22 protein-coding genes are annotated in these 21,078 nt (G+C 64.6%); 13 read left to right on the forward strand and 9 right to left on the reverse strand.

The window, feature by feature from the left end; all coding sequences use genetic code 11:
- Nucleotides 1-34 precede the first annotated feature (34 nt).
- Genes FAX90_RS09415 through FAX90_RS09430 form a run of 4 tightly spaced genes read left to right on the forward strand, consistent with a single transcriptional unit; the run spans nucleotide 35 to nucleotide 2,587 of the window.
- Nucleotides 35-1,204 carry a cysteine desulfurase gene (locus FAX90_RS09415; protein ID WP_240704860.1) on the forward strand — a complete coding sequence of 390 codons (1,170 nt, stop codon included), beginning with the start codon at nucleotides 35-37 and terminating at the stop codon, nucleotides 1,202-1,204.
- Nucleotides 1,201-1,734: an SUF system Fe-S cluster assembly protein gene (locus FAX90_RS09420; RefSeq protein ID WP_144097134.1), complete on the forward strand. Its 534-nt coding sequence runs from the start codon at nucleotides 1,201-1,203 to the stop codon at nucleotides 1,732-1,734. Before FAX90_RS09415 ends, FAX90_RS09420 begins: the two co-directional genes overlap by 4 nt.
- The gene (locus FAX90_RS09425) at nucleotides 1,731-2,231 is read left to right on the forward strand and encodes a GNAT family N-acetyltransferase (protein ID WP_144097135.1); all 501 of its coding nucleotides are present in this window, start codon (nucleotides 1,731-1,733) and stop codon (nucleotides 2,229-2,231) included. Before FAX90_RS09420 ends, FAX90_RS09425 begins: the two co-directional genes overlap by 4 nt.
- Nucleotides 2,228-2,587, forward strand: a complete 360-nt coding sequence (locus tag FAX90_RS09430; RefSeq protein ID WP_144097136.1) for a HesB/IscA family protein — start codon at nucleotides 2,228-2,230, stop codon at nucleotides 2,585-2,587. Before FAX90_RS09425 ends, FAX90_RS09430 begins: the two co-directional genes overlap by 4 nt.
- A 136-nt stretch (nucleotides 2,588-2,723) precedes the next feature.
- On the opposite strand, the gene FAX90_RS09435 is transcribed toward FAX90_RS09430, so the two are convergent.
- The 3 genes from FAX90_RS09435 to FAX90_RS09445 form a co-directional block, all read right to left on the reverse strand.
- Nucleotides 2,724-3,671, reverse strand: a complete 948-nt coding sequence (locus tag FAX90_RS09435) for a hypothetical protein (protein WP_144097137.1) — start codon at nucleotides 3,669-3,671, stop codon at nucleotides 2,724-2,726.
- Between the two features lie 81 nt (nucleotides 3,672-3,752).
- Entirely contained in the window at nucleotides 3,753-4,172 is a 420-nt protein-coding gene (locus FAX90_RS09440; protein ID WP_144097138.1) for a hypothetical protein, read from the reverse strand.
- Nucleotides 4,165-4,917 (reverse strand): EI24 domain-containing protein, encoded by a 753-nt coding sequence (locus tag FAX90_RS09445; protein ID WP_240704822.1) that lies wholly within the window; start codon nucleotides 4,915-4,917, stop codon nucleotides 4,165-4,167. The genes FAX90_RS09440 and FAX90_RS09445 overlap by 8 nt, the downstream gene beginning before the upstream one ends.
- A 111-nt stretch (nucleotides 4,918-5,028) precedes the next feature.
- On the opposite strand from FAX90_RS09445, the gene FAX90_RS09450 reads away from it, so the two are divergent.
- Nucleotides 5,029-6,024, forward strand: coding sequence for an adenosine kinase (locus FAX90_RS09450; protein WP_144097139.1), 996 nt, complete (start codon nucleotides 5,029-5,031; stop codon nucleotides 6,022-6,024).
- Between the two features lie 24 nt (nucleotides 6,025-6,048).
- Here the strand turns inward: FAX90_RS09450 and purD are convergent, their stop codons facing one another.
- Nucleotides 6,049-7,350: a phosphoribosylamine--glycine ligase gene (gene purD, locus FAX90_RS09455; RefSeq protein ID WP_144097140.1), complete on the reverse strand. Its 1,302-nt coding sequence runs from the start codon at nucleotides 7,348-7,350 to the stop codon at nucleotides 6,049-6,051.
- On the opposite strand from purD, the gene xseA reads away from it, so the two are divergent.
- From xseA to FAX90_RS09475, 4 genes are read left to right on the forward strand one after another with little or no spacing between them, the layout of a single operon-like run.
- The gene (gene xseA, locus FAX90_RS09460) at nucleotides 7,302-8,825 is read left to right on the forward strand and encodes an exodeoxyribonuclease VII large subunit (protein ID WP_144097141.1); all 1,524 of its coding nucleotides are present in this window, start codon (nucleotides 7,302-7,304) and stop codon (nucleotides 8,823-8,825) included. The genes purD and xseA overlap by 49 nt on opposite strands.
- A gap of 26 nt (nucleotides 8,826-8,851) precedes the next feature.
- Complete coding sequence (locus FAX90_RS09465; protein ID WP_144097142.1) at nucleotides 8,852-9,052, forward strand: DUF2093 domain-containing protein; 201 nt, start codon at nucleotides 8,852-8,854, stop codon at nucleotides 9,050-9,052.
- Nucleotides 9,049-9,972, forward strand: coding sequence for a M23 family metallopeptidase (locus FAX90_RS09470; RefSeq protein ID WP_144097143.1), 924 nt, complete (start codon nucleotides 9,049-9,051; stop codon nucleotides 9,970-9,972). The genes FAX90_RS09465 and FAX90_RS09470 overlap by 4 nt, the downstream gene beginning before the upstream one ends.
- Complete coding sequence (locus FAX90_RS09475; protein WP_144097144.1) at nucleotides 9,972-10,958, forward strand: esterase-like activity of phytase family protein; 987 nt, start codon at nucleotides 9,972-9,974, stop codon at nucleotides 10,956-10,958. The genes FAX90_RS09470 and FAX90_RS09475 overlap by 1 nt, the downstream gene beginning before the upstream one ends.
- Before the next feature lie 38 nt (nucleotides 10,959-10,996).
- Here the strand turns inward: FAX90_RS09475 and rpmB are convergent, their stop codons facing one another.
- The gene (gene rpmB, locus FAX90_RS09480) at nucleotides 10,997-11,284 is read right to left on the reverse strand and encodes a 50S ribosomal protein L28 (RefSeq protein WP_144097145.1); all 288 of its coding nucleotides are present in this window, start codon (nucleotides 11,282-11,284) and stop codon (nucleotides 10,997-10,999) included.
- Between the two features lie 155 nt (nucleotides 11,285-11,439).
- Here rpmB and FAX90_RS09485 point away from each other — a divergent pair, with 155 nt between their 5' ends.
- Both FAX90_RS09485 and FAX90_RS09490 read left to right on the forward strand, forming a co-directional pair.
- The gene (locus tag FAX90_RS09485) at nucleotides 11,440-11,907 is read left to right on the forward strand and encodes a nucleoside deaminase (protein ID WP_144097146.1); all 468 of its coding nucleotides are present in this window, start codon (nucleotides 11,440-11,442) and stop codon (nucleotides 11,905-11,907) included.
- A gap of 121 nt (nucleotides 11,908-12,028) precedes the next feature.
- A complete protein-coding gene (locus FAX90_RS09490) occupies nucleotides 12,029-12,721 on the forward strand; it encodes a hypothetical protein (RefSeq protein WP_144097147.1) in 693 nt (230 codons plus the stop codon).
- Between the two features lie 110 nt (nucleotides 12,722-12,831).
- Here the strand turns inward: FAX90_RS09490 and FAX90_RS09495 are convergent, their stop codons facing one another.
- Nucleotides 12,832-14,268: a L,D-transpeptidase family protein gene (locus FAX90_RS09495; protein ID WP_338080274.1), complete on the reverse strand. Its 1,437-nt coding sequence runs from the start codon at nucleotides 14,266-14,268 to the stop codon at nucleotides 12,832-12,834.
- Nucleotides 14,269-14,473: 205 nt separating this feature from the next.
- Here FAX90_RS09495 and FAX90_RS09500 point away from each other — a divergent pair, with 205 nt between their 5' ends.
- Complete coding sequence (locus FAX90_RS09500) at nucleotides 14,474-14,956, forward strand: flavin reductase family protein (RefSeq protein ID WP_144097148.1); 483 nt, start codon at nucleotides 14,474-14,476, stop codon at nucleotides 14,954-14,956.
- Nucleotides 14,957-14,963: 7 nt separating this feature from the next.
- Here FAX90_RS09500 and FAX90_RS09505 read toward each other — a convergent pair whose 3' ends face one another.
- Genes FAX90_RS09505 through FAX90_RS09515 form a run of 3 tightly spaced genes read right to left on the reverse strand, consistent with a single transcriptional unit; the run spans nucleotide 14,964 to nucleotide 18,046 of the window.
- Complete coding sequence (locus FAX90_RS09505) at nucleotides 14,964-16,550, reverse strand: DHA2 family efflux MFS transporter permease subunit (protein ID WP_144097149.1); 1,587 nt, start codon at nucleotides 16,548-16,550, stop codon at nucleotides 14,964-14,966.
- Entirely contained in the window at nucleotides 16,543-17,607 is a 1,065-nt protein-coding gene (locus tag FAX90_RS09510; protein WP_144097150.1) for an HlyD family secretion protein, read from the reverse strand. Before FAX90_RS09510 ends, FAX90_RS09505 begins: the two co-directional genes overlap by 8 nt.
- On the reverse strand, nucleotides 17,600-18,046 hold the full coding sequence (locus tag FAX90_RS09515; RefSeq protein ID WP_144097151.1) for a MarR family winged helix-turn-helix transcriptional regulator: 447 nt from the start codon (nucleotides 18,044-18,046) through the stop codon (nucleotides 17,600-17,602). The genes FAX90_RS09510 and FAX90_RS09515 overlap by 8 nt, the downstream gene beginning before the upstream one ends.
- 260 nt (nucleotides 18,047-18,306) lie before the next feature.
- On the opposite strand from FAX90_RS09515, the gene acnA reads away from it, so the two are divergent.
- Nucleotides 18,307-20,988 carry an aconitate hydratase AcnA gene (gene acnA / locus FAX90_RS09520; protein WP_144097152.1) on the forward strand — a complete coding sequence of 894 codons (2,682 nt, stop codon included), beginning with the start codon at nucleotides 18,307-18,309 and terminating at the stop codon, nucleotides 20,986-20,988.
- The last annotated feature ends 90 nt before the right edge of the window (nucleotides 20,989-21,078 follow it).

The following is a 21,078-nucleotide window of genomic DNA, read 5'->3' on the forward strand; positions in this document are numbered from 1 at the left end:
GCAGACGATCTCTCGCAAAGCGGACTTCCCCGGCATGGTCAATGCCGACGGCAGCCCGTGGCACTACCTCGACACCGCCGCGACGGCGCAGAAGCCGCAGGCCGTGGTCGATGCGATGGCGGACGCGCTGGGCCGCGATTACGCGACCGTGCACCGCGGTGTCTATTCGCGCTCTGCCGAAATGACGCTGGGTTACGAAGCCGCGCGCCGCAAGGTTGCCGGGCTGGTCGGCGGGGCCGAGGACGAGATCGTTTTCACCCGCGGCGCGACCGAGGCGATCAATCTTGTTGCTGCAACATGGGGTGCAGCAAACCTGAAGGCGGGTGACCGTGTCCTGCTGTCGGTTCTGGAGCATCATTCCAACATCGTGCCGTGGCAAATGCTGCGCGACCGCGTCGGGATAGAGATCGACGTCTGCCCGCTGACCGAAGATGGCCGCATCGACATCGATGCTGCGCAGCAAATGGTTGACGAACGGACGAAACTGATCGCGCTGGCGCACGTGTCCAACGTACTCGGATCGCGTCTGCATACCGCAAAGGCCGCCGAACTCGCCCGTTCGGTCGGTGCGAAATTGCTGCTGGACGGTTGTCAGGCCGTTCCCCGCACGAAAGTCGACGTTAAATCGCTCGACTGCGACTTCTACGTCTTTTCCGCGCACAAGATCTACGGGCCAACAGGTATCGGCGCGCTCTGGGCGAAGAAAGATATCCTCGACGCCATGCCCCCCTATCAGGGCGGTGGCGCGATGATCGACCGGGTGACGTTTGCAAAGACCACATGGGCCGACGCCCCGCAGCGGTTCGAGGCGGGCACTCCCGCCATTACCGAGGCGATCGCCTTTGCCGCCGCCGTCGATTACGTCGAGGGTATCGGCATCGAACAGATCGCGCGGCACGAGGACGAGCTTTGCCGCAAGGCGCGCAGCGAGCTGGCGAAGATCAATTCGCTGCGGCTGTTCGGGCCGGACGACAGCGCGGGCATCGTCAGCTTTCAGCTGGGCGACATTCACCCGCATGACCTTGGCACCATTCTGGACGAGGAAAACGTCGCGATCCGTGCCGGGCACCACTGCGCCCAGCCGCTGATGGACCACCTTGGCGTTCCCGCCACGGCCCGGGCCAGCTTTGGCCTCTATTCCGACGAAGACGATATCGCCGCGCTGATCCGCGGCATCGAACGTACGATGAGGATCTTCGGATGACCCCCGAAAACGACGAAACCAACACCCCCGACCGTGTCCTGGCCCCGTCCCCGACGGAAGGCCCGCTGAGCGAGGAAGTGAGCAGCGTGGAAGTCCCGCGCCGCGCCCGCGTTCAGGACCTTGCCGACGACACGGAAACGGCCAGCGAAAAGCTGGAACGCAAGAAGGACTATCTCGACGGTTTCCTGAAGGAAAAGCCGGCAGGCGTTGCGGGTAACGAACCGGGCGGCGACCTTTATGAAAGCGTCATCACCGCGCTGAAGGAAATCTACGACCCGGAAATCCCGGTGAACATCTACGATCTCGGCCTGATCTACGGCGTCGAGATCGACGACAACAGCCGCGCGGTCGTCACCATGACGCTGACCACGCCGCACTGCCCGGTCGCCGAATCGATGCCGGGCGAAGTCGAACTGCGCGTCGGCGCGGTGCCGGGCGTGGGCGATGCCGAAGTGAACCTCATCTGGGACCCGCCGTGGGACCCCCAGAAGATGAGCGACGAGGCCAAGCTCGAACTCGGAATGTTGTGAGCGCGTCTAACGCCTCGACCCTGGCCATCGCCCTGGCCGATTACCGCGATCCGGCGGACGGCGCGGCGCTCGTCGCGCTGCTCGATGCCTATGCGCGCGACCCTATGGGCGGCGGCGAACCGCTTTCGCCCAAGGTACGCGATGGCCTGCCGGCTGCGCTGGCCGAACAGCCGGGCGCATTTACCCTGATCGCGCGTGAAGACGGTGAACCGGCGGGCCTTGCCAACTGTTTCACCGGATTTTCGACTTTCGCCTGCGCGCCTCTGGTCAACATTCATGACTTGGCAGTCCTACCCGAACATCGGGGCAAGGGCCTTGGCCGGGCTTTGATGCGCGCCGTCGCCACAGAGGCGAGAAAGCGCGGCGCATGCAAGATCACGTTGGAGGTCCTGTCGGGCAACGAAGGGGCAAAAGCGCTCTACGCCAGCGAGGGCTTTGCGACGTATGCCCTTGATCCGGCGATGGGCAGTGCCCAATTCTGGGAAAAGAAATTATGACCGACACGAAAACCCGCCCCGCCCCCAAGGCCGCTGTCACGCTGACGCCCAGCGCGGAGCAGCGCATTGCCGACCTCATGGCCAAGGCGCCGGAAGGGGCGATCGGCGTGAAGCTGTCGACCCCGCGTCGCGGCTGTTCCGGCCTTGCCTATTCGGTCGACTACGTGGACGAGGCGAACGCCTTTGACGAACGGATCGAAACACCGGGCGGCCTGTTCTTCATCGACGGTGCCAGCGTGCTTTACCTCATCGGCAGCACGATGGACTGGGTCGAGGACGACTTTCAGGCAGGCTTCGTGTTCAACAATCCCAACGCCACCGGATCGTGCGGCTGCGGGGAAAGTTTCACCGTATAAATCCGCCCATGCGGGCCTGCGGCCGGCGTTTCGGTCTGCTTCCGGTGCTCACGTACTGAGGTACGCTGCGCTCCGGGTCTGCCCAAACCACCGGCCTCGGCACCGCCTGACCGAATTTCTACGGCAAAACTTGCATTTAGGCGACAGGCGCGTCCCCGCCGTCGAGGAAGTCGAGCAGTGCCTGGTCGTATTCGTCGACCATGCCGTTACCGGACATCTGCGCATCCAGCCACTTCTTCTCGCTTGCCGTGACCGCGTGATCGGCGGCGACAAGCTGTTCTCGGGTCGGCGCTCCGGTGCCCTTCTTGCCGAAGACCTTGCCGAAACGATTGGGACTGGTCTTGGCCATGCGGCCGAGGAAACGGCCGACGTTGGAGCTGGCATCGGCCATGAACGTTTCCAGTTCGGCGGCGCGTTCGCGGCTGATCTGGGAGCTTTCGGACGAGAAACCCTGCAGGTAGTTGCCTACGGCCTGTACGAACAGGCGCTTCCATTCGGGCGCGTTGTTCGCGTCCAGACAGGCGTCCTTGATGCGATAGAGCATTTCGGCCTCGCGGCGGCTTACCGCGCCGGGGCGGTCCGAACCGGGGGCGAAGATCGCGCGGCGCAGGATACGGCATTCCGCGGCGCTGACATGCGTGTGCGACAATTCGCCGCCACAGCGCGTGGGTCCGGTGCCGGTCAGCACTTCGTGTTCCATGACGCCGAGGACATAGACCTTCATCTTTTCCGGCACGTTCGATGCGCGTTCGACAAGGCGGACGACCAGTTCCAGTTCGGCCATCGATTCGACATTGCCACTGGCGTTGAGGCGCGCGATCAGCCAGCTGCCCTGTTCCTCGGTGACGTAGCCCCGCGGTTCGAGCGTGTTGAGCACGTATTCGCCGATCGCCTCCACGAAGAAATCGACCCAGGCGTCGGTGCGGATGCCCAGCGAATCGTTCAGGGCAAAGATCGCCTCCGCCTCTTCGGGCGTGATCCGTCCGTCACCCCAACCGGCGCGGCGGAGCTGGAGAATTTCTTCGTCCGAAATCTGGCGATCGGCAGCAGCCTGCCGGGCGATATCGCTGAAATGCATGGTCATGAGCGCGCAAAACCCCTTGTTCGTCGGGGAATGGCTTACGCAAACAAGCTTAAGACCGGGTTACTATCCCGTGATCCGTGTTTAGCGGCGACGCAACGCGGCAACGCAGGCCGCCCGGTCGACGTCGCGCCCGTCGGTGCTGCGGCGGGCCTCCACCCATGTCGCGGTTTCGCCGCGTCCGGGGGCGGGCGGGTAGAGGAAGATGTCGAGAACGCAGGCATTGCCCGAAAACTGCAGCTTGCGCGCATCGCCTTCCCACACGTCCAGCCGCGGGGTACCGAATTGCCGGACCAGCCCGCTCGCATCACTGCCGATCACGCCGTCGAGGCCCGGTGCATCCATGATTCGCGGCGCGCGAAAGCCGGTCTGCGGCTGGACCTGCGGTTGCTGCGGGGGAACCGCCGCCGAACCCGCCGGGCGCGATGACGGCACGGTATAGTTGGGCGAGGTTGCGCAGGCGGCGACGAGGGGGAGAAGGGCCAGGGCGGCAAGATTACGCATGGGTCTTCCCCTGCCTCAGCGCGGCGCGATGCACCAGATGGGTCGCCGCCGCTGCCCCCAGGAACGGGGCCAGCAGGTTCAGGATCGGGACGGCCAGCATTCCGACAACGGCAAGGCCCAGCAGGAACCGGCTGGAAAAGCCCAGCGGCGCGGCGCTGTCGTCCTTTTGATGACGTATCCACACCATGTCCTGAAGCTCCCGCCCCAGAAGGAACGCGTTGACGACGGCAAATACCACCGCCGGGCCGATCGCGGTAAAGACCAGCGCCAGCGCGAAGGGCAGGGCGATCAGGTTCGCGATCAGTGCTCGCAGCGCGCCGCGCACCGCGATCCGCGCCTGTTCGCCCATCGGCAGGTCGCGCGGGTTGAGCGCGGGATAGAACTTGCCTTCGACCAGTTCGACGACATCGTCGGCATAGAACTGCAGCACCGCCATCGCGACGATGCGCCAGGCCAGCCACGCCGCGATCAGGCCGACCAGCCCCAGCACCGCGACCATCGCGATACCCACGCCCGGCACCGTCTGATCGTAATCCAGCCCGAAGATCGCGCCGATCCCCCAGCCCAGCAGCGCGACGAGCGCCACCCCCAGCACAACGGTCAGCACGAGACTGATCAGGATCGACTTGACCAGCAGCCAGATGACCCGCCTGTCGCCAAGCTGCGTGGTCGCCAGCGCGAAGGCCTGCGGTATCGAAAGGGCTGAACGGGCATCCTGCATGGGCGTGACGATAGATGCCAGCATGCGCCCGCTGTCAATAAAGCACGCGATGTTCGGTGCTTGCCGTATCGGGCCCTTGCGCCTAACCCGCTGCGCAATTCCCGATAAAGAACTGCAAGGGCCCAAAGCCAGACCATGACCGACACCCGTTTCGACGTCCTCGCCATCGGCAACGCCATCGTCGATGTCATCTCGCCGTGCGAAGACGCATTTCTCCAGGCCGAAGGGCTCGACAAGGGCGCGATGGCGCTGGTCGACACCGCGCGGGCCGAAGAACTTTACGCCCACATGGGTCCGGCCCGCGAAATCTCGGGCGGATCGGCGGCGAACACCTGCGCCGGGCTTGCCGCCCTGGGCAGCCGCACCGCGTTCATCGGGCAGGTCGCCGACGATCAGCTTGGCGCGGTTTTCGCGCATGACATCCGGGCAGCGGGCATTCACTACGAAGTCGCCCCGCGCGCCGGCGATCCGCCGACGGCGCGGTGCCTCGTCCTCGTCACGCCCGATGGTCAGCGCACGATGAACACCTTCCTCGGCGCGTCGCAGCACTTGCCCGCCAGCGCCGTCGATGCGGACCTGATCGCCAGTGCGAAAGTGCTCTACCTCGAAGGGTACCTCTGGGACCCGGACGATCCGCGCGCCGCGATGAAGGGCGCAATCGAGGCCGCGCGCAAGGCAGGCCGCCAGGTCGCCTTCACGCTGTCCGATGCTTTCCTGCTGGACCGTCACGGCGACGATTTCCGCAAGCTGATCGACGATGGCCTGATCGACATCCTCTTCGCCAACGAAGTCGAACTGATGGGCCTGACCGGCGCTGCCGATTTCGAAGCGGGCCTTGCCGCGCTTGCGCCGAAATTGCCGGTACTCGTCGCGACGCGCAGCGAGAAGGGCGCGGTTGCCGTGGCCGGTGCGGATCGGGCCGAAGTCCCCGCCGAACCCGTTGCCAAAGTCGTCGACACGACGGGCGCGGGCGACAGCTTTGCCGCAGGCTTCCTGCACGGCCACGTCAGCGGGGCACCGCTTGCCGATTGCCTGACGATGGGGGCGGTCGCCGCCGCCGAAGTCATCGGCCACTATGGTGCGCGGCCTGAGGCGGACCTCAAGGAACTGGTCGCAAAGCGGCTGGGATGACCCGCGCGGGGCTGAGCGCGATACTCAGCCCTTCGCTTCACGCTCGACTTCGCGCCAGCCGATGTCGCGGCGGCAGAAGCCGGTGGGGAATTCCACGGCGTCGACCATCTCGTAAGCGGCCTTCTGCGCGGCGGTGACGCTTTCGCCCGTGGCCGTCACATTCAGCACGCGCCCGCCATTGGCGACCAGCTGGCCGTCCTTTTGCGCGGTTCCGGCATGGAAGACCTTCCCGCCCTTCGCCTCTGCCGCGTCCAGCCCGCCGATCGCGCCGCCCTTTTCGGGTGTGTCGGGATAGCCCTTGGCCGCCATCACCACGGTCAGTGCGGTCCGATCGGCAAAGCGCGCAGGCCGCAGCTTGCCCAGCGAGTTCGTGGCACAGGCCAGCAGGATCTCGCCCAGGTCGTCTTCCAGCCGCATCATCAGGACCTGGCATTCCGGGTCGCCGAACCGGCAGTTATATTCGATCAGCTTGGGCCCCTCGTCGGTCAGCATCAGCCCGGCGTAAAGGACACCGCGATAGGGCGTGCCGTCTTCCGCCATCTGGCGCACGGTCGGCGCGATGATGCGTTCCAGCACTTGTCCGCGCAGCATCGGGCTCAGCACCGGGGCGGGGCTGTACGCGCCCATGCCGCCGGTATTGGGGCCGGTGTCGCCTTCGCCAACGCGCTTGTGATCCTGCGCAGACCCGAACGGCATGATCGTCGCGCCGTCGGTGATCGCGAAATAGCTCGCTTCCTCGCCGCGCATGAATTCCTCGATCACGACTTGCGCCCCGGCAGAGCCGAATCGCCCGCCGAAAATGTCGCGGATAGCCTCGACCGCCTCGTTCTCGCTTTCGGCGATGATCACGCCCTTGCCCGCGGCAAGACCGTCGGCCTTGATGACGACGGGGATAGTAAAGTCCTTGAGCGCGGCCAGCGCCTCGTCCGCCGTGTCGGCGCGCACGTAACCGGCGGTGGGAATGCCCGCCCGCTGGCACATGTCCTTGGTGAAACCCTTCGACCCTTCGAGCTGCGCAGCCTCCCGGCTGGGTCCGAATACCGCGATTCCTGCGCCGCGCAGGGCATCGGCGATGCCGCCGACCAGCGGGGCTTCGGGGCCGACGACGACCAGACCCACGTGATTTTCCTCGCAGAAGGCGATAGTCGCGTCATGGTCCGACACGTCGAGCGTTATGCACTCGGCATGGTCGGCAATGCCCGGGTTGCCCGGCGCGGCAAAGATTTTCCCCGGCTCTCGTCCCTCGGGCGTCAGCAGGCGGGATTGCGCCAGCTTCCATGCCAGCGCATGTTCGCGTCCGCCCGAGCCGATCAAAAGGAAGTTCATTGGCCAATCGCCCTGAAAATTATGATGAAGACGCGCGGCTCCTAGCGAAGGAGAGGCAAGGGGACAACGCCGCACCCCTCTCGGTGTCGCAAATCTCGAACATGTTGAAGCGCACGGTCGAGGATCGCTTCGGTCATGTGCGCCTGCGCGGAGAGCTTTCGGGCGTCAAACGCGCCGCATCGGGCCACATGTACTGCGCGCTGAAGGACGAAAACGCCGTGATCGACGGCGTGATGTGGCGCGGTAATGCCGGAAGGCTGGCGTTCCGGCCCGAAGACGGCGTGGAGGTCATCGCGACCGGCAAGCTGACGACGTATCCGGGGCGTTCGAAATACCAGATCGTCATCGAATCGATGGAAATCGCCGGCGAGGGTGCGCTCCTGGCGCTTCTCGCCAAGCTGAAAGCCAAGCTGGAGGGCGAAGGGCTGTTCGCCCCCGAACGCAAGCGCCGCCTGCCGTTCCTGCCGCGCACGATCGGTGTCGTGACCAGCCCGACCGGCGCGGTCATCCGCGACATCTTGCACCGGCTGGGCGACCGTTTTCCCAGCCACGTCGTCGTCTGGCCGGTCATGGTGCAAGGGCAGGGCTCGGCCGAGCAGGTTGCGGCGGCGGTACGCGGGTTCTCCGCGCTTGCCCCCGGCGGGCCGGTGCCGAGGCCCGACCTGCTGATCGTGGCGCGTGGCGGCGGTTCGATCGAGGATCTGTGGTCTTTCAACGAAGAGATCGTGGTCCGCGCCATCGCCGAATCTACCATCCCCACGATTTCCGCCGTCGGGCACGAGACTGACACCACCCTGTCCGACTTCGCCGCCGACTTGCGCGCCCCGACCCCGACCGCTGCTGCCGAAATCGCGGTTCCCGTGCGGCAGGAACTGATGGCAATGCTCGACGAATATGCCGCTCGCCAGCGGCGCGGCGTGGTGCGGCCCGTGGCACTGGCCCGCGAACGCCTGATATCGTGGAGCGAGCGGCTGCCCGATCCCAAAACGATGGTTGAGGCACAAGGCCAGCGGCTCGACGACCTGACCGACCGTTTGCGCCGCGGGCTTGCGGGCCGGGCGGAACAGGCGCGGCGGGCACTGGCCGAAAGCGGCGGCGGCTTGCGCCCCGCCCTGTTGCAACGCCACGTCGTCCAGCTGCGCCGCGATCTGGCCCGCGTGCCCGATCCCGGCGTGCTGGCGCGCAAACGCGTGGGCGAGGCGGCGCAGGCGCTGGCCGCGCTCTCGCGTCTCTTGCCGCAGCTCAACCCCTATGCCCCGCTCGAACGCGGTTATGCCGTCGTTACCGACCCCAGTGGCCATGCGGTGACCACGCGCGAGGTTGCGGCCATGCAATCGGGACTGACCCTGCGATTCGGTGATGGTACGCTGGACGTGACCCCCGGCGATTCCGCTCCGCCCGCGCCGCGACCGCGCAAGACCGCGCGCCGCTCGTCGCAGGACGATCCCGCTTCGGGCCAGCAGTCATTGTTTTGACAGGTCCATTTGCCTATCTGGAATGAATGTTGATGAGCACTAAAGAACCGGCCCGCCTGATTTACGGCCCCAACGGCTTTCGCCAATTGAGCGCGGGGGACCATGTCCTTTGTGCCGTGTCCGGCGTTCCGATCCAGCTCGACATGCTCCGGTACTGGAGCGTTGAGCGTCAGGAACCCTACGCCACCTGCGAAATCGCGACAGAGCGGCTTTCGCCGAAGGGATGATCAAGGCGCCTCTTACCTTCATCGCCCTTGCCGCCGCGCTGACAGGCTGCACCGTCGTACCGCCTTCGGACGGCGGGCAGGCGGCATCGGCATCCGCACCGGCTGCGCGACCTGCGCCTGCGCCCACACCGACACCCGCGCCCACGCCGCAGGCCTTGCCCGCAGGCACCTTCACGCTATCGGGTGAGATGACGCAGGGCGGCTGGCTACGCGGCGATGCGCCCGTCGGCACCACTTCGCTGACGCTGAACGGCGATCCGGTGGCGTTGGATGCCGATGGCCGGTTTCTTGCCGCCTTCGACCGCGATTCAGGCCCGATCGCCACTTTGGTCGCTACGCGTAGCGACGGGTCGAAAGTGACGAAGCCGCTACAGATCAGCCCGCGAGACTGGCGGATCGAACACATCAACGCCGCCCGCCGCACCGGCGGGCCGAGCGAGGCCTTCATGAAGCGCCGCATGCCCGAGCTTGAGGCGATCAATGCCTCTCGCGCCGAAAAAACCGGCGCGCAGGGCTGGCGCGAGGATTTCATCTGGCCGGTGAAGGGGCGTATTTCAGGCCTTTTCGGATCGCAGCGCATCTATCGAGGCGAACCGGGCAGCTACCATTCGGGCATCGACATCGCGCCCGGCGCAGGCACGCCCTACGTCGCCCCGGCGGACGGTGTCGTCGTGCTGGCGGTCGATGACTTCTCGCTCGAAGGCAAGCTGCTGATTATCGACCACGGCATGGGCCTCAACAGCGCGTTCCTCCATTCGCAGGAGCTTTTCGTGAAGAAAGGCGATCATGTGAAGCAGGGGCAGCGTATCGGCCTTGTCGGCTCCAGCGGGCGGGCGACCGGTCCGCACTTGCACTGGAGCCTGAAGTGGAACGACGCACGACTTGATCCGCTGCTGTTCACGGGGCCGATGGGCAACTGATGCGGCGGCTCCTGCGGGCAGGCAGGCTTCTGGCCCTGCTGCTGTTCGTGTGGCTGATCCTGTTCGTGCCGGACCGCACGGTCCCGCGCGGAACGCGAATCCTGTTCGATTTTCCCGTTTCGGCCGAGCCGATAGAGGGTGCGGCGCTGAGCGGCGACGGCCCGCTCACCCTTGCGGGGGCATGGCGCCTGACCGGCGGGGCGAGCGAGTTTCACTCGCTGTCCGGGCTGGCCATCACGCAGGACGGGCAACTTGCCGCGGTCAGCGATCGTGGGCTGCTGATCAAGATGCCCAAACCCGGCGAAGGCGAATTGGCGACGGCACGGGCGCTGGTGCCCGATGGCAAGGGCGGGTTTGCCCTGATCGATTCGGAAGCCATCGCCATTGGCGAAGGCGGCGAAACCTGGTTCGTCAGCGAAAGCCACAACATGATTTCGCGGCTGGGCGCATTAGGCGAGAGGCCCGATTCGGTCCGCCCTGCCGCCATGGCGCACTGGTCCGCCATGCGCGGGCCCGAAACGCTGGCCCGCACGCCCGACGGGCGCTTCATCGTGATCGGAGAGGGGCGCGAGGAGGGACGGGACGGAACCTTCCCGGGTCTGGTCTTTGACGGCGACCCGGTTGCGGCGCCCGAACCCTACCTGTTCCACCTCAAGATGCCCGACGGCCTGCGCCCGGTGGATGCGGCGGTGCTTTCCGATGGCACGGTGCTGGTCCTGGGGCGCAAGTTCGGACTGCCGTTCCGGTTCGAAAGCGCGCTCTATGCCTTCGACCTGGATGATGTCGGCCCGGCAAGGCGGGTCGTTGCCCGGCTGATCGGGCGAATCGACGGGCCCGGCCTGTCCGACAATTACGAAGGCATGGCGGTCGAGGAAGGCGCAGGCGGTGCGCTGACCATCTGGATCGTGTCCGACAGCAACGACGCGCAGATCATTCAGCGCACGATCCTGCTCAAACTGGAAACGCGAAGAAGCGCCCTGCGATAGCTCGCGGGCGCTTCTTCAATTTTCCCTTGCGGGAGAAATCAGGCTGCGGCGGCAGCCTTCTTCAGCTCGCGCTTCACCTTGAGGGCGCGCGGCGAAAGCTTGGTATCGCTGGTCTTCATCAGCCAGTTGTCGAGACCGCCATTGTGCTCAACCGAACGCAGGCCGTGCGTCGAAACGCGGAACTTGTAGCTGCGCTCCAGCTTTTCGCTGAGCAGCGTGACGTTCTGCAGGTTCGGCAGGAAGACACGCTTGGTCTTGTTGTTGGCGTGGCTCACGTTGTGGCCGACCTGACGACCCTTGCCGGTCAGTTCGCAGATGCGCGACATGGCTTTAAACTCGCTTGTAAAACAGTGAATCCGTTGTCGGAAAGCGGCGCGCATAGCGGCGACAGGCCCGTCCGTCAAGCAAACGGGCGCTGAACCGTTTCCGGTGCGAGGCCCCATTGCCGCATTCTATCGATTCGGGCAAGTCGGCGGGTGAAATGAACGAAACCGCCAAAAGATGGCCGCTTCCCCCTGCGATGCAGGCCGCGCTGGGCGAAGCGCGCAAGGCCGCCGAGGTGGGCGAAGTGCCGGTGGGCGCGGTCGTCGTGAAGGATGGCGCCGTGATCGCCAGCGCGCACAACGCGCCGCGCGCGATGAAAGACCCGACCGCCCATGCCGAAATGCTGGCGATTCGCCGCGCGGCGCAAGTGCTGGATGATGAGCGGCTTACCGGCTGCGACCTCTATGTCACGCTCGAACCCTGTCCGATGTGCGCAGGTGCCATCGCCCACGCCCGAATCGCGCGCGTCTATTACGGCGCGTCCGATCCCAAGGGCGGCGCGGTGGAACACGGCTGCCGCACCTTCGAACAGGCGACGTGCCTGCACCGGCCCGAAGTCTATCCCGGCATCGGCGAAACGGAAGCGGCTGAACTGCTCCGCGGTTTCTTTCGGGAGCGGCGTTAGCGAGGCCAGGGCCAGATCTGGAGCGTCAGCTTTCGGGAACGGTGCAGATGGTTTCGAGTGTCTGACTTTGGGGTGGAAAGCGGACCTTGCCGCATCGGCGGAATTGGGCGACAAGACAAGAATGCGGCGCGCTGAAACTGTTCATCTCTGCAGAACGGCTCAATTACGAAACTTGGCTGCGCTCATCCTTCTCTCGCTCGCGTTGACCGGGTGCATCTTCTCAAAATCTGAAACCTTTCGATACCGCCTCACTGTCGAGGTCGATACACCAGATGGAATCAAGGCGGGGTCCGGCGTGCTCCAGGTATCGGTCACCGAGACAGGCGACAGTCCTTTCATTTTGCCCGAAGCAAGAGGCGTCCGGTCTCAAGCTAGAGGTGAAGCCGTTGTTGTCGATCTGGGCGGCGGGCATCTCCTTTTTGCCCTTCTAGACAAGGCAGACAGCATCGCTCACGCAGCATTTGATCCACCTAGGTATCGCGGTGATTACGGCTCCATCAGAACCATTCGCCAATTGAAAGAGACTGAAGGCGATGCCGACGTGCCACGCGAAGCCTATCCTATGCTGGTGACGTTCGCTGATATCGAGGACCCCATGACGGTCCGACAGGTCGATCCTGACAACCTTGCTGACATCTTCGGTCAGGGAGTTTCGATCAAGGGTATCACGGTCGAGATGACGACTGATGCAGTGACAACCGGGATTGAGCGGCGATTGTCGTGGCTCGACAATCTTGCTGCGTACAGGAAGGTGCCGAACAATCCGTTCTCAAGTAACCTGCCTCACGAGATAGGCGCCCTAAGGAACAGATAATTCCGGCCATCAGAGCACTAGTTTCGAAGTTCAACGTCCGCAACTGGGTCGTTAGCCGACAGTCCGCTTCCAATCGCAGATCGCGCAAAAGTTGACGCAGCGGTTCTGTCTTACAGACCCGGATCTTCGATCGCGACGACTTCCTCGTTCGTGACGCGGCGGCCGTCCTTGGCGACGCGCGGGGCCTTGAAGCTGGCAAGCACCGGTTCGTCGCGCCCATATATGTCGCCAAAACTGCGCATCTGGCCGTCGATGTCCTGCGCCATCGTGAAATAGGTGATGTAGACCGGCAGCTGCTTTTTCAGCGGGACCTTGGTGTATTCGCCCGATTTCGAAATGGCCACGGCCTCTTCCTGCGGCACTTCGCCCAGCACCATTGCCAGTGTCAGCGCCAGTTCCAGCGCGCGGTCGGTGCGGATGCAGCCGTGCGAATAGGCGCGGTTATCGGTGTCGAACAGGTTCTTGGAAGGCGTGTCGTGCAGAAAGATCGCGTGCGGGTTGGGCATGTCGAGCTTCATCAGGCCCAGCGAATTGCCCGGACCCGGCTGCTGCACCACGGTAATCAGGCCGTTGTCGTTCTTCCACGCCTTGTAGTTCTTGGCGCGGGCATAGGACGGATTGTTCAGCACTTTCGCGCCCAGTCCTTCGCCCACCACGATCGATTGCGGCACGGTCCAGGTCGGGTTGAAGATCACGCCCTCGACCGTTTCGGCCAGTTGCGGCGTGCTGGTGCGGCCCGGCTTGCCGACGATGGTGCGATAGGACCGCACGATCTTGTCGTTCACCGTCAGGCGCAGCTGGTATTCGGGGACGTTGGTGAGCAGGTAGCTGCGGCCCAGATCGCGCGCGAGCCAGCGCCAGCGATCCATGTTGATGCGGATCTTGGCGCGCTTTTCCGCCTCGCTTTCGGGCGTTTCCAGCAACATCTGTTTCAGCACCGCGTAGTCGGGGTGCACGGGGTTGAGCGAATCGAGCGCCGAGACGACGTCGCCCGTGGTCAGCGCCTCTTCCAGAAGCGGCTTGATCGGCAGGCGTTCGGCATCGGGATCGCGCACGAACCACTGGCGGCGCGAATCCATTTCGGTGCGCCCGTCGCGCAGGTCCATCGCGACCATCGTGAAGATGCGCGTGGCGACCTCGTTCAGCTGTGCGCCGTCGCCCGCCGAAATCGCGGCCTCAAGCTCGGAAGGGTTGTAGTCGGCGGGAAACAGCCCCTCGTTGCCCAGGTTAGCGATATAGCCGAGCAGCGCCTCTGCCTGCCCCTGCGTCCATTGCGGCGCGGTTGCGAAATAGTCGGTCGGTACGGTCTGTACCGTCGGGTTCGATTCGAAGACCGTACCGGCCGGCGTGGTGGTCGGTGCGGGAGTAGCCGGGGCGGGAGTAGCCGGTGCGGGAGTCTGGGCAGGCTTGGGCAGCTGCCCTTCGCCGACATAGACGGTGCCGTCCTGCGGCTGTGCGGCGGGCATATCCTGCTGCGCGATGGCGGGCGAGGCTGCAAGCGCGATGGCGGCAAGGCTGGAAGTCGTAAGGCGGATATAGGGCAACACGATGCAAGATGCTCCTGCCGGTAGTCGGGCGCCGGAGGGCGCGCGTTTCACCGGGATAACGCGCCGAAGCGCATAGGGGTTTCCCGGTTCATGCGCCAGCGCCGCTTTCGGGTTTCTGAATTGCCTCTCCCGGATGTTTTACGGTCCTGGAAATTTGACGGCCCCGACGTTTGACGTGTGGCGGCGGTCTGGGCAAAAGGCGTCCATGATCGAACCCCAGCACTTTCGCACCGTCCTTGGCGCCTATCCGACCGGCGTTTGCCTGATCACGTCGCTCGACGAAGAGGGAACCCGCACCGGGATGGTGGTCGGATCGTTCACCTCGATTTCCATGGACCCGCCGCTGGTGGGATTCTTCCCGGACAAGTCGTCGAGCAGCTACAAGGGTATCGCCAAGGCGGGCCGGTTCTGCGTCAACGTGCTGGGTTCGGACCAGCTTGCCCTGTGCCAGCGGTTCGCATCGCGCGCGCCGGACAAGTTCCTTGATCTCTCGCACGGGGAAAGCCCCTCGGGACAGCCCGTGTTCGACGAGGCGCTGGCATGGATCGACTGCGTGATCGAGCGGACGGAAGACATCGGCGATCACTGGCTGGTCGTCGGCCGGGTCGAGGCGATGGACCTGTGCGGGGGCGATACGCCGCTGCTGTTCCATCGCGGCGGCTATCACTCCTGCGTCGCCCTTTCCTGATCGGCGCCTAGTGCGGGATGTCGCCCGAAGGCGGCCCCGCGGCGGGCTTTGGCTTGCGGGTAAAGACGATCAGCGGAATCGCGGCCCAGCAGATGATCGCCATGAACCAGAAATCGTTGAGATAGGCGATCATCGCCGCCTGCTTGGTGACGATGCCGTCCACCACGCTTAGCGCGCTTTCCGATAGCTGGCCCGCCGCGCGCAGCCGTCCGATATCGATGGGAAAGGAATACTGCGTGATCCGCGCGCCCAGTTCGGCGTGGTTGACCTGTATGTTGCGTGACAACAGGACCGTGCAGACCGCAAGGCCGATCGACTGGCCGATGTTGCGGGTCAGGTTCAGCAGGCTGGTCGCATGGGTGCGCAAGTGTCCGGGCAGCGTCGCGAAGGCCAGGATGTTGAGCGGCATGAACAGGAAGCTGAAACCCACGCCCTGTACCAGCCCGGCAATGAAGATTTCGGTGGCGGGCATGTCCACGGTCCAGCCGGTCATCATCCACATCGACCCGCCGGTAATGCCAAAGCCAAGCGCCAGCGACAGGCGCGCATCGAGCTTTGCGATCAGCCGGCCGATCAACGTCATCGACAAGAGCATTCCCAGCCCGCGCGGCATGAGCAGCCAACCGGCATCGACCGCGGGATAGCCGTAAATCTGCTGTAACAGTCCCGGCAACAGGGCCAGGACCGACATCATCACCATGCCGAAAATGAAGGTGAAGAAGACGCACAGCAGCAGGTTCGCGTCGGCGAAGAGTTCGCGCGGAAAGATCGAATCCTTCTTCGTGAACAGGTGTACCCCGGCCATCCAGAACGCGGCCAGCGCCATGACGGCGTAGATCACGATCTCTGCAGAGGAGAACCAGTCCTCTCCCTGTCCGCGATCGAGCATCAGCTGCAAGGCAGCCACCGCGACGCCCAGAAGCGCCCAGCCGCGGAAATCGAACTTTTCCCGCGGGCCCTGAAGATTGGGCAGCATTGCGAACAGCACCAGGCCCGTGATGATCCCGATCGGCAGGTTGATCAGGAAGACCCAGTGCCAGCTGAAATTCTCGGTGATGTAACCGCCCAGCACCGGCCCGATGATCGGTCCCAACAGCACGCCCTGGCTGTAGATGATCATCATGCGCGGGCGCTCTTCCTCGGTGCTGATATCCAGCAGCACGGTCTGCGCCAGCGGGGCCAGGAACGCGCCCGCCAGGCCCTGCATGACGCGAAAGGTAACGATCTGCGGCATGTTCTGCGCTAGGCCGCACAGGACCGATGCGAACGTGAACGCCGCGACCGAACCGACGAAAACGGTGCGCAGGCCCAGCCGGTTCACCAGCCAGCCCGTCGCCGGGAGCGCGATGGCCGATGCCAGGACATAGCTGGTCAGCACCCAGGTGATGGTGTCCGTCGTCGCGCCCAGCGAGGCCTGCATGTGGGGCAGGGCGACATTGGCGATCGTGGTGTCCAGCACCTGCATGACCATCGCCGCCATCGACCCGCCGATCAGCAGCGGCCGGTTCGACACGACGAGCCGCACCCCCTGGCGCGGTGAAGGAGGTGGAGGGGGCACAGGCCCCCGGTCCGGCAGGGCGGCGGCCTCAGTCATCCGTGGTGTAGACCGTCACCTCGGTGGAAAGGCCGGAAATCAGCGGGCGGCTCGATGCTTCGTCGATGGCGATGCGCACGGGCACGCGCTGCGTGATCTTCACCCAGTTGCCGGTCGCGTTCTGGGCCGGGAGGACGGAAAATTCCGACCCCGTGCCCGCGCCGATCGAATCGACATGCCCGGCGAGTTCGAGATTCGGGTAGGCGTCGATCGAAATCCGCGCCTTCTGGCCCGGACGCATGTTCGCAAGGTCCGTTTCCTTGAAATTCGCTTCGACCCGCGCGCCTGCTTCCTGCACGATTGAAAGCATCGGCAGGCCGGTCATCGCCGCCTGCCCCACCTGCAGGCGAGAGACTTGCGTGACGCGCCCATCGACGGGTGCGCGAACGACCGTACGTTGAAGGTTCAGCCGCGCCTGTTCCAATGCCGCGCGCCCGGCGGCGACTTCGGGGTTTACGCCGGGCACTTGCGCGCCGGTGGCAAGCTGCGCCTTCGCCTTGGCAACGTCGGCCTGAAGCGCGGTCAACCTGTCGCGCGCGCTGGCCACGGCGTGGGTGGCGGCGTCCATGCGGGCGCGGGTGTTGAAGCCGCGGTACATCAGTTCCTTTTCGCGGCGGTAGTTTGCCTGCGCCAGGGCCAGGTCGTCCCGCGCACCGGCCAAGTCGGCGGCGGTGGCGTGTACGTCGGCGTCCAGCGCGGTGATCCGCGCCTGTGCAGCCGCGATCTGCGCGTCGGCCTGGCTGACGGCGTTTTCGTACTGGCTCGGGTCGATCTCGAACAGGACGTCGCCCTTCTTCACCAACTGGTTTTCCCGGACGTGGACTTTCGTGATCTGGCCGGGGACTTCGCTGGCGACCGAAACGATGTCGAGCTTCAGGTAGGCGTTGTCGGTCGCGACCTCGCCGGGATGTCCGAACCAGTAATAGAGCCCGCCCGCCACGATCAGCAGCGGCACGCCCAGCATCAGCAAAGCCTTGCGCCAGCGCGAAGCGGGCTTTGCCGCCGCCGGGTTTGTCGTTTCGGCATGCGGTACGGTCTGGGGATCGGCCTCAGCCATTGACGGCTTCCTTCCTGTCGCAATCGGACACGAGATTTTCGTGCACCCGGCCCAGCAGCATCTCGAGCGTATCGCGCTCTGCACTGTCCATGCCCGCAAGTGCGGTTTCCAGCATCTCGCCGATCGGTTCATCCATGCGCGCCAGCAGGCGGCTGCCTTCATCGGTGAGGTGTATGCGCCATGCGCGGCGGTCGTCCGGATCGGCGCGGCGTTCAACGAGGCCAGCGGCGGTCATGCGGTCGATCATCCGGCCCGCGGTGATCGGTTCGACTTCGAGGATGCTGGCCAGTGTCGACTGGTTGATACCCGGATTGCGCCGGATGTTGAGCAGGACGCGCACTTGCGCGCCGGTGATGCCGACCGGACGGCTGAACACGTCGAGCCGTTTTCGGAAAAGGCGCCCGATGTCATTGGCGAGATAGGCTATGTTCTTGACCATGCGCGTGAGATAGTAGCAGTGCTTATAATATGCAACATTGCTATAATCACAGAATTAATCTTCGCTGCAGGTGCGGCCATCCGGTCGCGCGAAAGCCCGCAATCGGGCGCAAACCACGCTCATTCGACAATAGGCTGCCTTGACGTGGCGGCGTTCTACGCGCATCGCGCCCACGCACGTTAGCAATTGCAACACGGATACGCGGCCGAATCGGCACTCCTGCCGTCTGCCGCGACCGGTAAGCCAAGGGGAAGCACCGCATGACCGCAGTCGGCAAGGACACGCTCGGCACCCGTTCGACGATGACCGTCGGGGGCAAGGAATACGCCTACTACTCGCTCAAGAAGGCCGGTGAGAAGCTCGGCGACGTCAGCCGCCTGCCGTTCTCGCTCAAGGTCCTTCTCGAAAACATGCTTCGTTTCGAGGACGAAGGTTTCACCGTTTCACAAGGCGACGCCAAGGCGATCGTCGACTGGATGAACGACCCCAAGGGGCCGCACCCGGAAATCCAGTATCGCCCGGCCCGCGTCCTGCTTCAGGACTTCACCGGCGTTCCCTGCGTCGTCGACCTGGCCGCCATGCGCGATGCCATCGCCAAGCTTGGCGGCGACACGCAGAAGATCAACCCGCAGGTTCCCGTGAACCTCGTGATCGACCACTCGGTCATGGTCGATGAATTCGGCCATCCCAAGGCGTTCGAAAAGAACGTGGAGCTTGAGTATCAGCGTAACGCGGAGCGTTACGACTTCCTCAAGTGGGGCGCGAAGAGCCTCGACAACTTCTACGCCGTGCCCCCGGGCACCGGCATCTGCCACCAGGTGAACCTGGAACACATCGGCAAGGGCGTGTGGACGTCGAACGACGAAAGCGGCGCGGCCGTCGCTTATCCCGACACCTGCGTCGGCACCGATTCGCACACCACGATGATCAACGGCCTCGGCGTTCTGGGCTGGGGTGTCGGCGGCATCGAGGCGGAAGCCGCGATGCTGGGCCAGCCGGTCTCGATGCTCATCCCCGAAGTCGTCGGCTTCAAGCTGACGGGCGAAATGGCCGAAGGCATCACCGCCACCGACCTCGTGCTGACTTGCGTACAGATGCTCCGCGCCAAGGGCGTCGTCGGCCGCTTCGTCGAATTCTACGGCGAAGGCACGGCCAAGCTGTCGCTCGCCGATCGCGCGACGATCGCCAACATGGCACCCGAATACGGCGCGACTTGCGGCTTCTTCGGCGTCGACGACAAGACGCTGGAATACATGCGCCTCACCGGTCGTCCGGAAGAGGAAATCGCACTGGTCGAGGCCTATTCGAAGGAACAGGGCCTCTGGTTCTCGCCCTCGAACCCCGATCCGGTCTTCACCGACACGCTCGAACTCGACATGGGCAGCGTCGTCCCCTCGCTTGCCGGGCCCAAGCGTCCGCAGGACAAAGTCGCGCTCGACCGCGTGGACGAACTGTTCAACTCCGATCTCGAATCGATCTACAAGAAGGCATCGGCCCAGCGCGTCGATGTTGACGGCAAGGATCACGACATCGGTGACGGCGACGTCGTCATCGCCGCGATCACCAGCTGCACCAACACCTCGAACCCCAGCGTTCTGGTCGCCGCCGGTCTCGTCGCCAAGAAGGCGCACGAAAAGGGCCTGATGCCCAAGCCGTGGGTGAAGACCTCGCTGGCACCGGGCTCGCAGGTCGTGACCGACTACCTTGTGAAGGCAGGTCTTCAGGACCACCTCGACGCGATCGGTTTCGATCTCGTCGGCTATGGCTGCACCACCTGCATCGGCAACTCCGGTCCGCTGGCCGAACCGATCTCGAAGGCGATCAACGGCAACGACATCGTCGCCGCCTCGGTCCTGTCGGGCAACCGCAACTTCGAAGGCCGCGTGTCGCCTGACGTGCGCGCAAACTTCCTCGCATCGCCGCCGCTCGTCGTCGCCTATGCGCTGAAGGGCACCGTGACCCAGGACATCACCGAAACCCCGATCGGCCAGGGCAGCGACGGCACTGACGTCTATCTCAAGGACATCTGGCCCACCAATCAGGAAGTCAGCGATCTGATGGCAAGCTCGATCAGCCGCGAGATGTTCCAGGCCCGCTACGCCGACGTCTACAAGGGCGATGAGCACTGGCAGGCGATCAACGTCGAAGGTTCGGAAACCTACAGCTGGAACCCGACCTCGACTTACGTCGCCAACCCGCCGTACTTCGACGGCATGACGATGACGCCGGAGCCGGTTTCAGACATCATCGAGGCCAAGCCGCTGGCAATCCTGGGCGATTCGGTCACGACCGACCACATCTCGCCCGCCGGTTCGATCAAGGAAGACAGCCCCGCTGGCCGTTACCTGCGTGACCACCAGGTCGCGAAGGCGGACTTCAACTCCTACGGCTCGCGCCGCGGCAACCACGAAGTCATGATGCGCGGCACTTTCGCCAACATCCGCATCAAGAACGAGATGGTCCCCGGCGTCGAAGGCGGCGAAACCGTCTACAACGGCGAGCAGATGGCGATCTACGACGCCGCGATGAAGCACAAGGAAGACGGCACCCCGCTGATCGTCGTGGCCGGCAAGGAATACGGCACCGGTTCGTCGCGCGACTGGGCGGCGAAGGGCACGATCCTGCTGGGCGTGCGCGCGGTCCTCGTCGAAAGCTTCGAACGTATCCACCGCTCGAACCTCGTCGGCATGGGCGTGCTTCCGCTGCAGTTCAAGAACGGCGACACGCGCCAGAGCCTGGGCCTGACCGGCGACGATGCCTTCACCATCAAGGGCGTTGCCGAAGTCAAGCCGCAGCAGGACATGACCGTCGAAGTCACCCGCAAGGACGGCTCGACCTTCTCGTTCGAAGTTCTCTGCCGCATCGATACGGCGAACGAACTCGAATACTACAAGAACGGCGGCATCCTGCACTACGTGCTGCGCAAGCTCGCCGCCGACTGATCGGCGCGTAAAGCGACACGAAAAGGGCCCGGTCCAGCGTTGGATCGGGCCTTTTTTGTGCGTTTGGCAAATTTGGAGCACCGCATCACG

This window comes from Croceicoccus sediminis (assembly GCF_007570835.1).
Taxonomy (GTDB): Bacteria; Pseudomonadota; Alphaproteobacteria; order Sphingomonadales; family Sphingomonadaceae; genus Croceicoccus; species Croceicoccus sediminis.

Coding starts and splice junctions, on each gene's coding strand:
- FAX90_RS09420 (WP_144097134.1), top strand. CDS start 1,201: ATGACCCCCGAAAACGACGAAACCAACACCCCCGACCGTGTCCTGGCC.
- FAX90_RS09515 (WP_144097151.1), bottom strand. CDS start 18,046: ATGGTCAAGAACATAGCCTATCTCGCCAATGACATCGGGCGCCTTTTC.
- FAX90_RS09440 (WP_144097138.1), bottom strand. CDS start 4,172: ATGCGTAATCTTGCCGCCCTGGCCCTTCTCCCCCTCGTCGCCGCCTGC.
- FAX90_RS09415 (WP_240704860.1), top strand. CDS start 35: ATGGTCAATGCCGACGGCAGCCCGTGGCACTACCTCGACACCGCCGCG.
- FAX90_RS09435 (WP_144097137.1), bottom strand. CDS start 3,671: ATGACCATGCATTTCAGCGATATCGCCCGGCAGGCTGCTGCCGATCGC.
- FAX90_RS09470 (WP_144097143.1), top strand. CDS start 9,049: ATGATCAAGGCGCCTCTTACCTTCATCGCCCTTGCCGCCGCGCTGACA.
- purD (WP_144097140.1), bottom strand. CDS start 7,350: ATGAACTTCCTTTTGATCGGCTCGGGCGGACGCGAACATGCGCTGGCA.
- FAX90_RS09430 (WP_144097136.1), top strand. CDS start 2,228: ATGACCGACACGAAAACCCGCCCCGCCCCCAAGGCCGCTGTCACGCTG.
- xseA (WP_144097141.1), top strand. CDS start 7,302: ATGCCAGCGCATGTTCGCGTCCGCCCGAGCCGATCAAAAGGAAGTTCA.
- FAX90_RS09510 (WP_144097150.1), bottom strand. CDS start 17,607: ATGGCTGAGGCCGATCCCCAGACCGTACCGCATGCCGAAACGACAAAC.
- FAX90_RS09450 (WP_144097139.1), top strand. CDS start 5,029: ATGACCGACACCCGTTTCGACGTCCTCGCCATCGGCAACGCCATCGTC.
- FAX90_RS09465 (WP_144097142.1), top strand. CDS start 8,852: ATGTTGATGAGCACTAAAGAACCGGCCCGCCTGATTTACGGCCCCAAC.
- FAX90_RS09445 (WP_240704822.1), bottom strand. CDS start 4,917: ATGCTGGCATCTATCGTCACGCCCATGCAGGATGCCCGTTCAGCCCTT.
- FAX90_RS09475 (WP_144097144.1), top strand. CDS start 9,972: ATGCGGCGGCTCCTGCGGGCAGGCAGGCTTCTGGCCCTGCTGCTGTTC.
- FAX90_RS09485 (WP_144097146.1), top strand. CDS start 11,440: ATGAACGAAACCGCCAAAAGATGGCCGCTTCCCCCTGCGATGCAGGCC.
- acnA (WP_144097152.1), top strand. CDS start 18,307: ATGACCGCAGTCGGCAAGGACACGCTCGGCACCCGTTCGACGATGACC.
- FAX90_RS09505 (WP_144097149.1), bottom strand. CDS start 16,550: ATGACTGAGGCCGCCGCCCTGCCGGACCGGGGGCCTGTGCCCCCTCCA.
- rpmB (WP_144097145.1), bottom strand. CDS start 11,284: ATGTCGCGCATCTGCGAACTGACCGGCAAGGGTCGTCAGGTCGGCCAC.
- FAX90_RS09500 (WP_144097148.1), top strand. CDS start 14,474: ATGATCGAACCCCAGCACTTTCGCACCGTCCTTGGCGCCTATCCGACC.
- FAX90_RS09490 (WP_144097147.1), top strand. CDS start 12,029: ATGCGGCGCGCTGAAACTGTTCATCTCTGCAGAACGGCTCAATTACGA.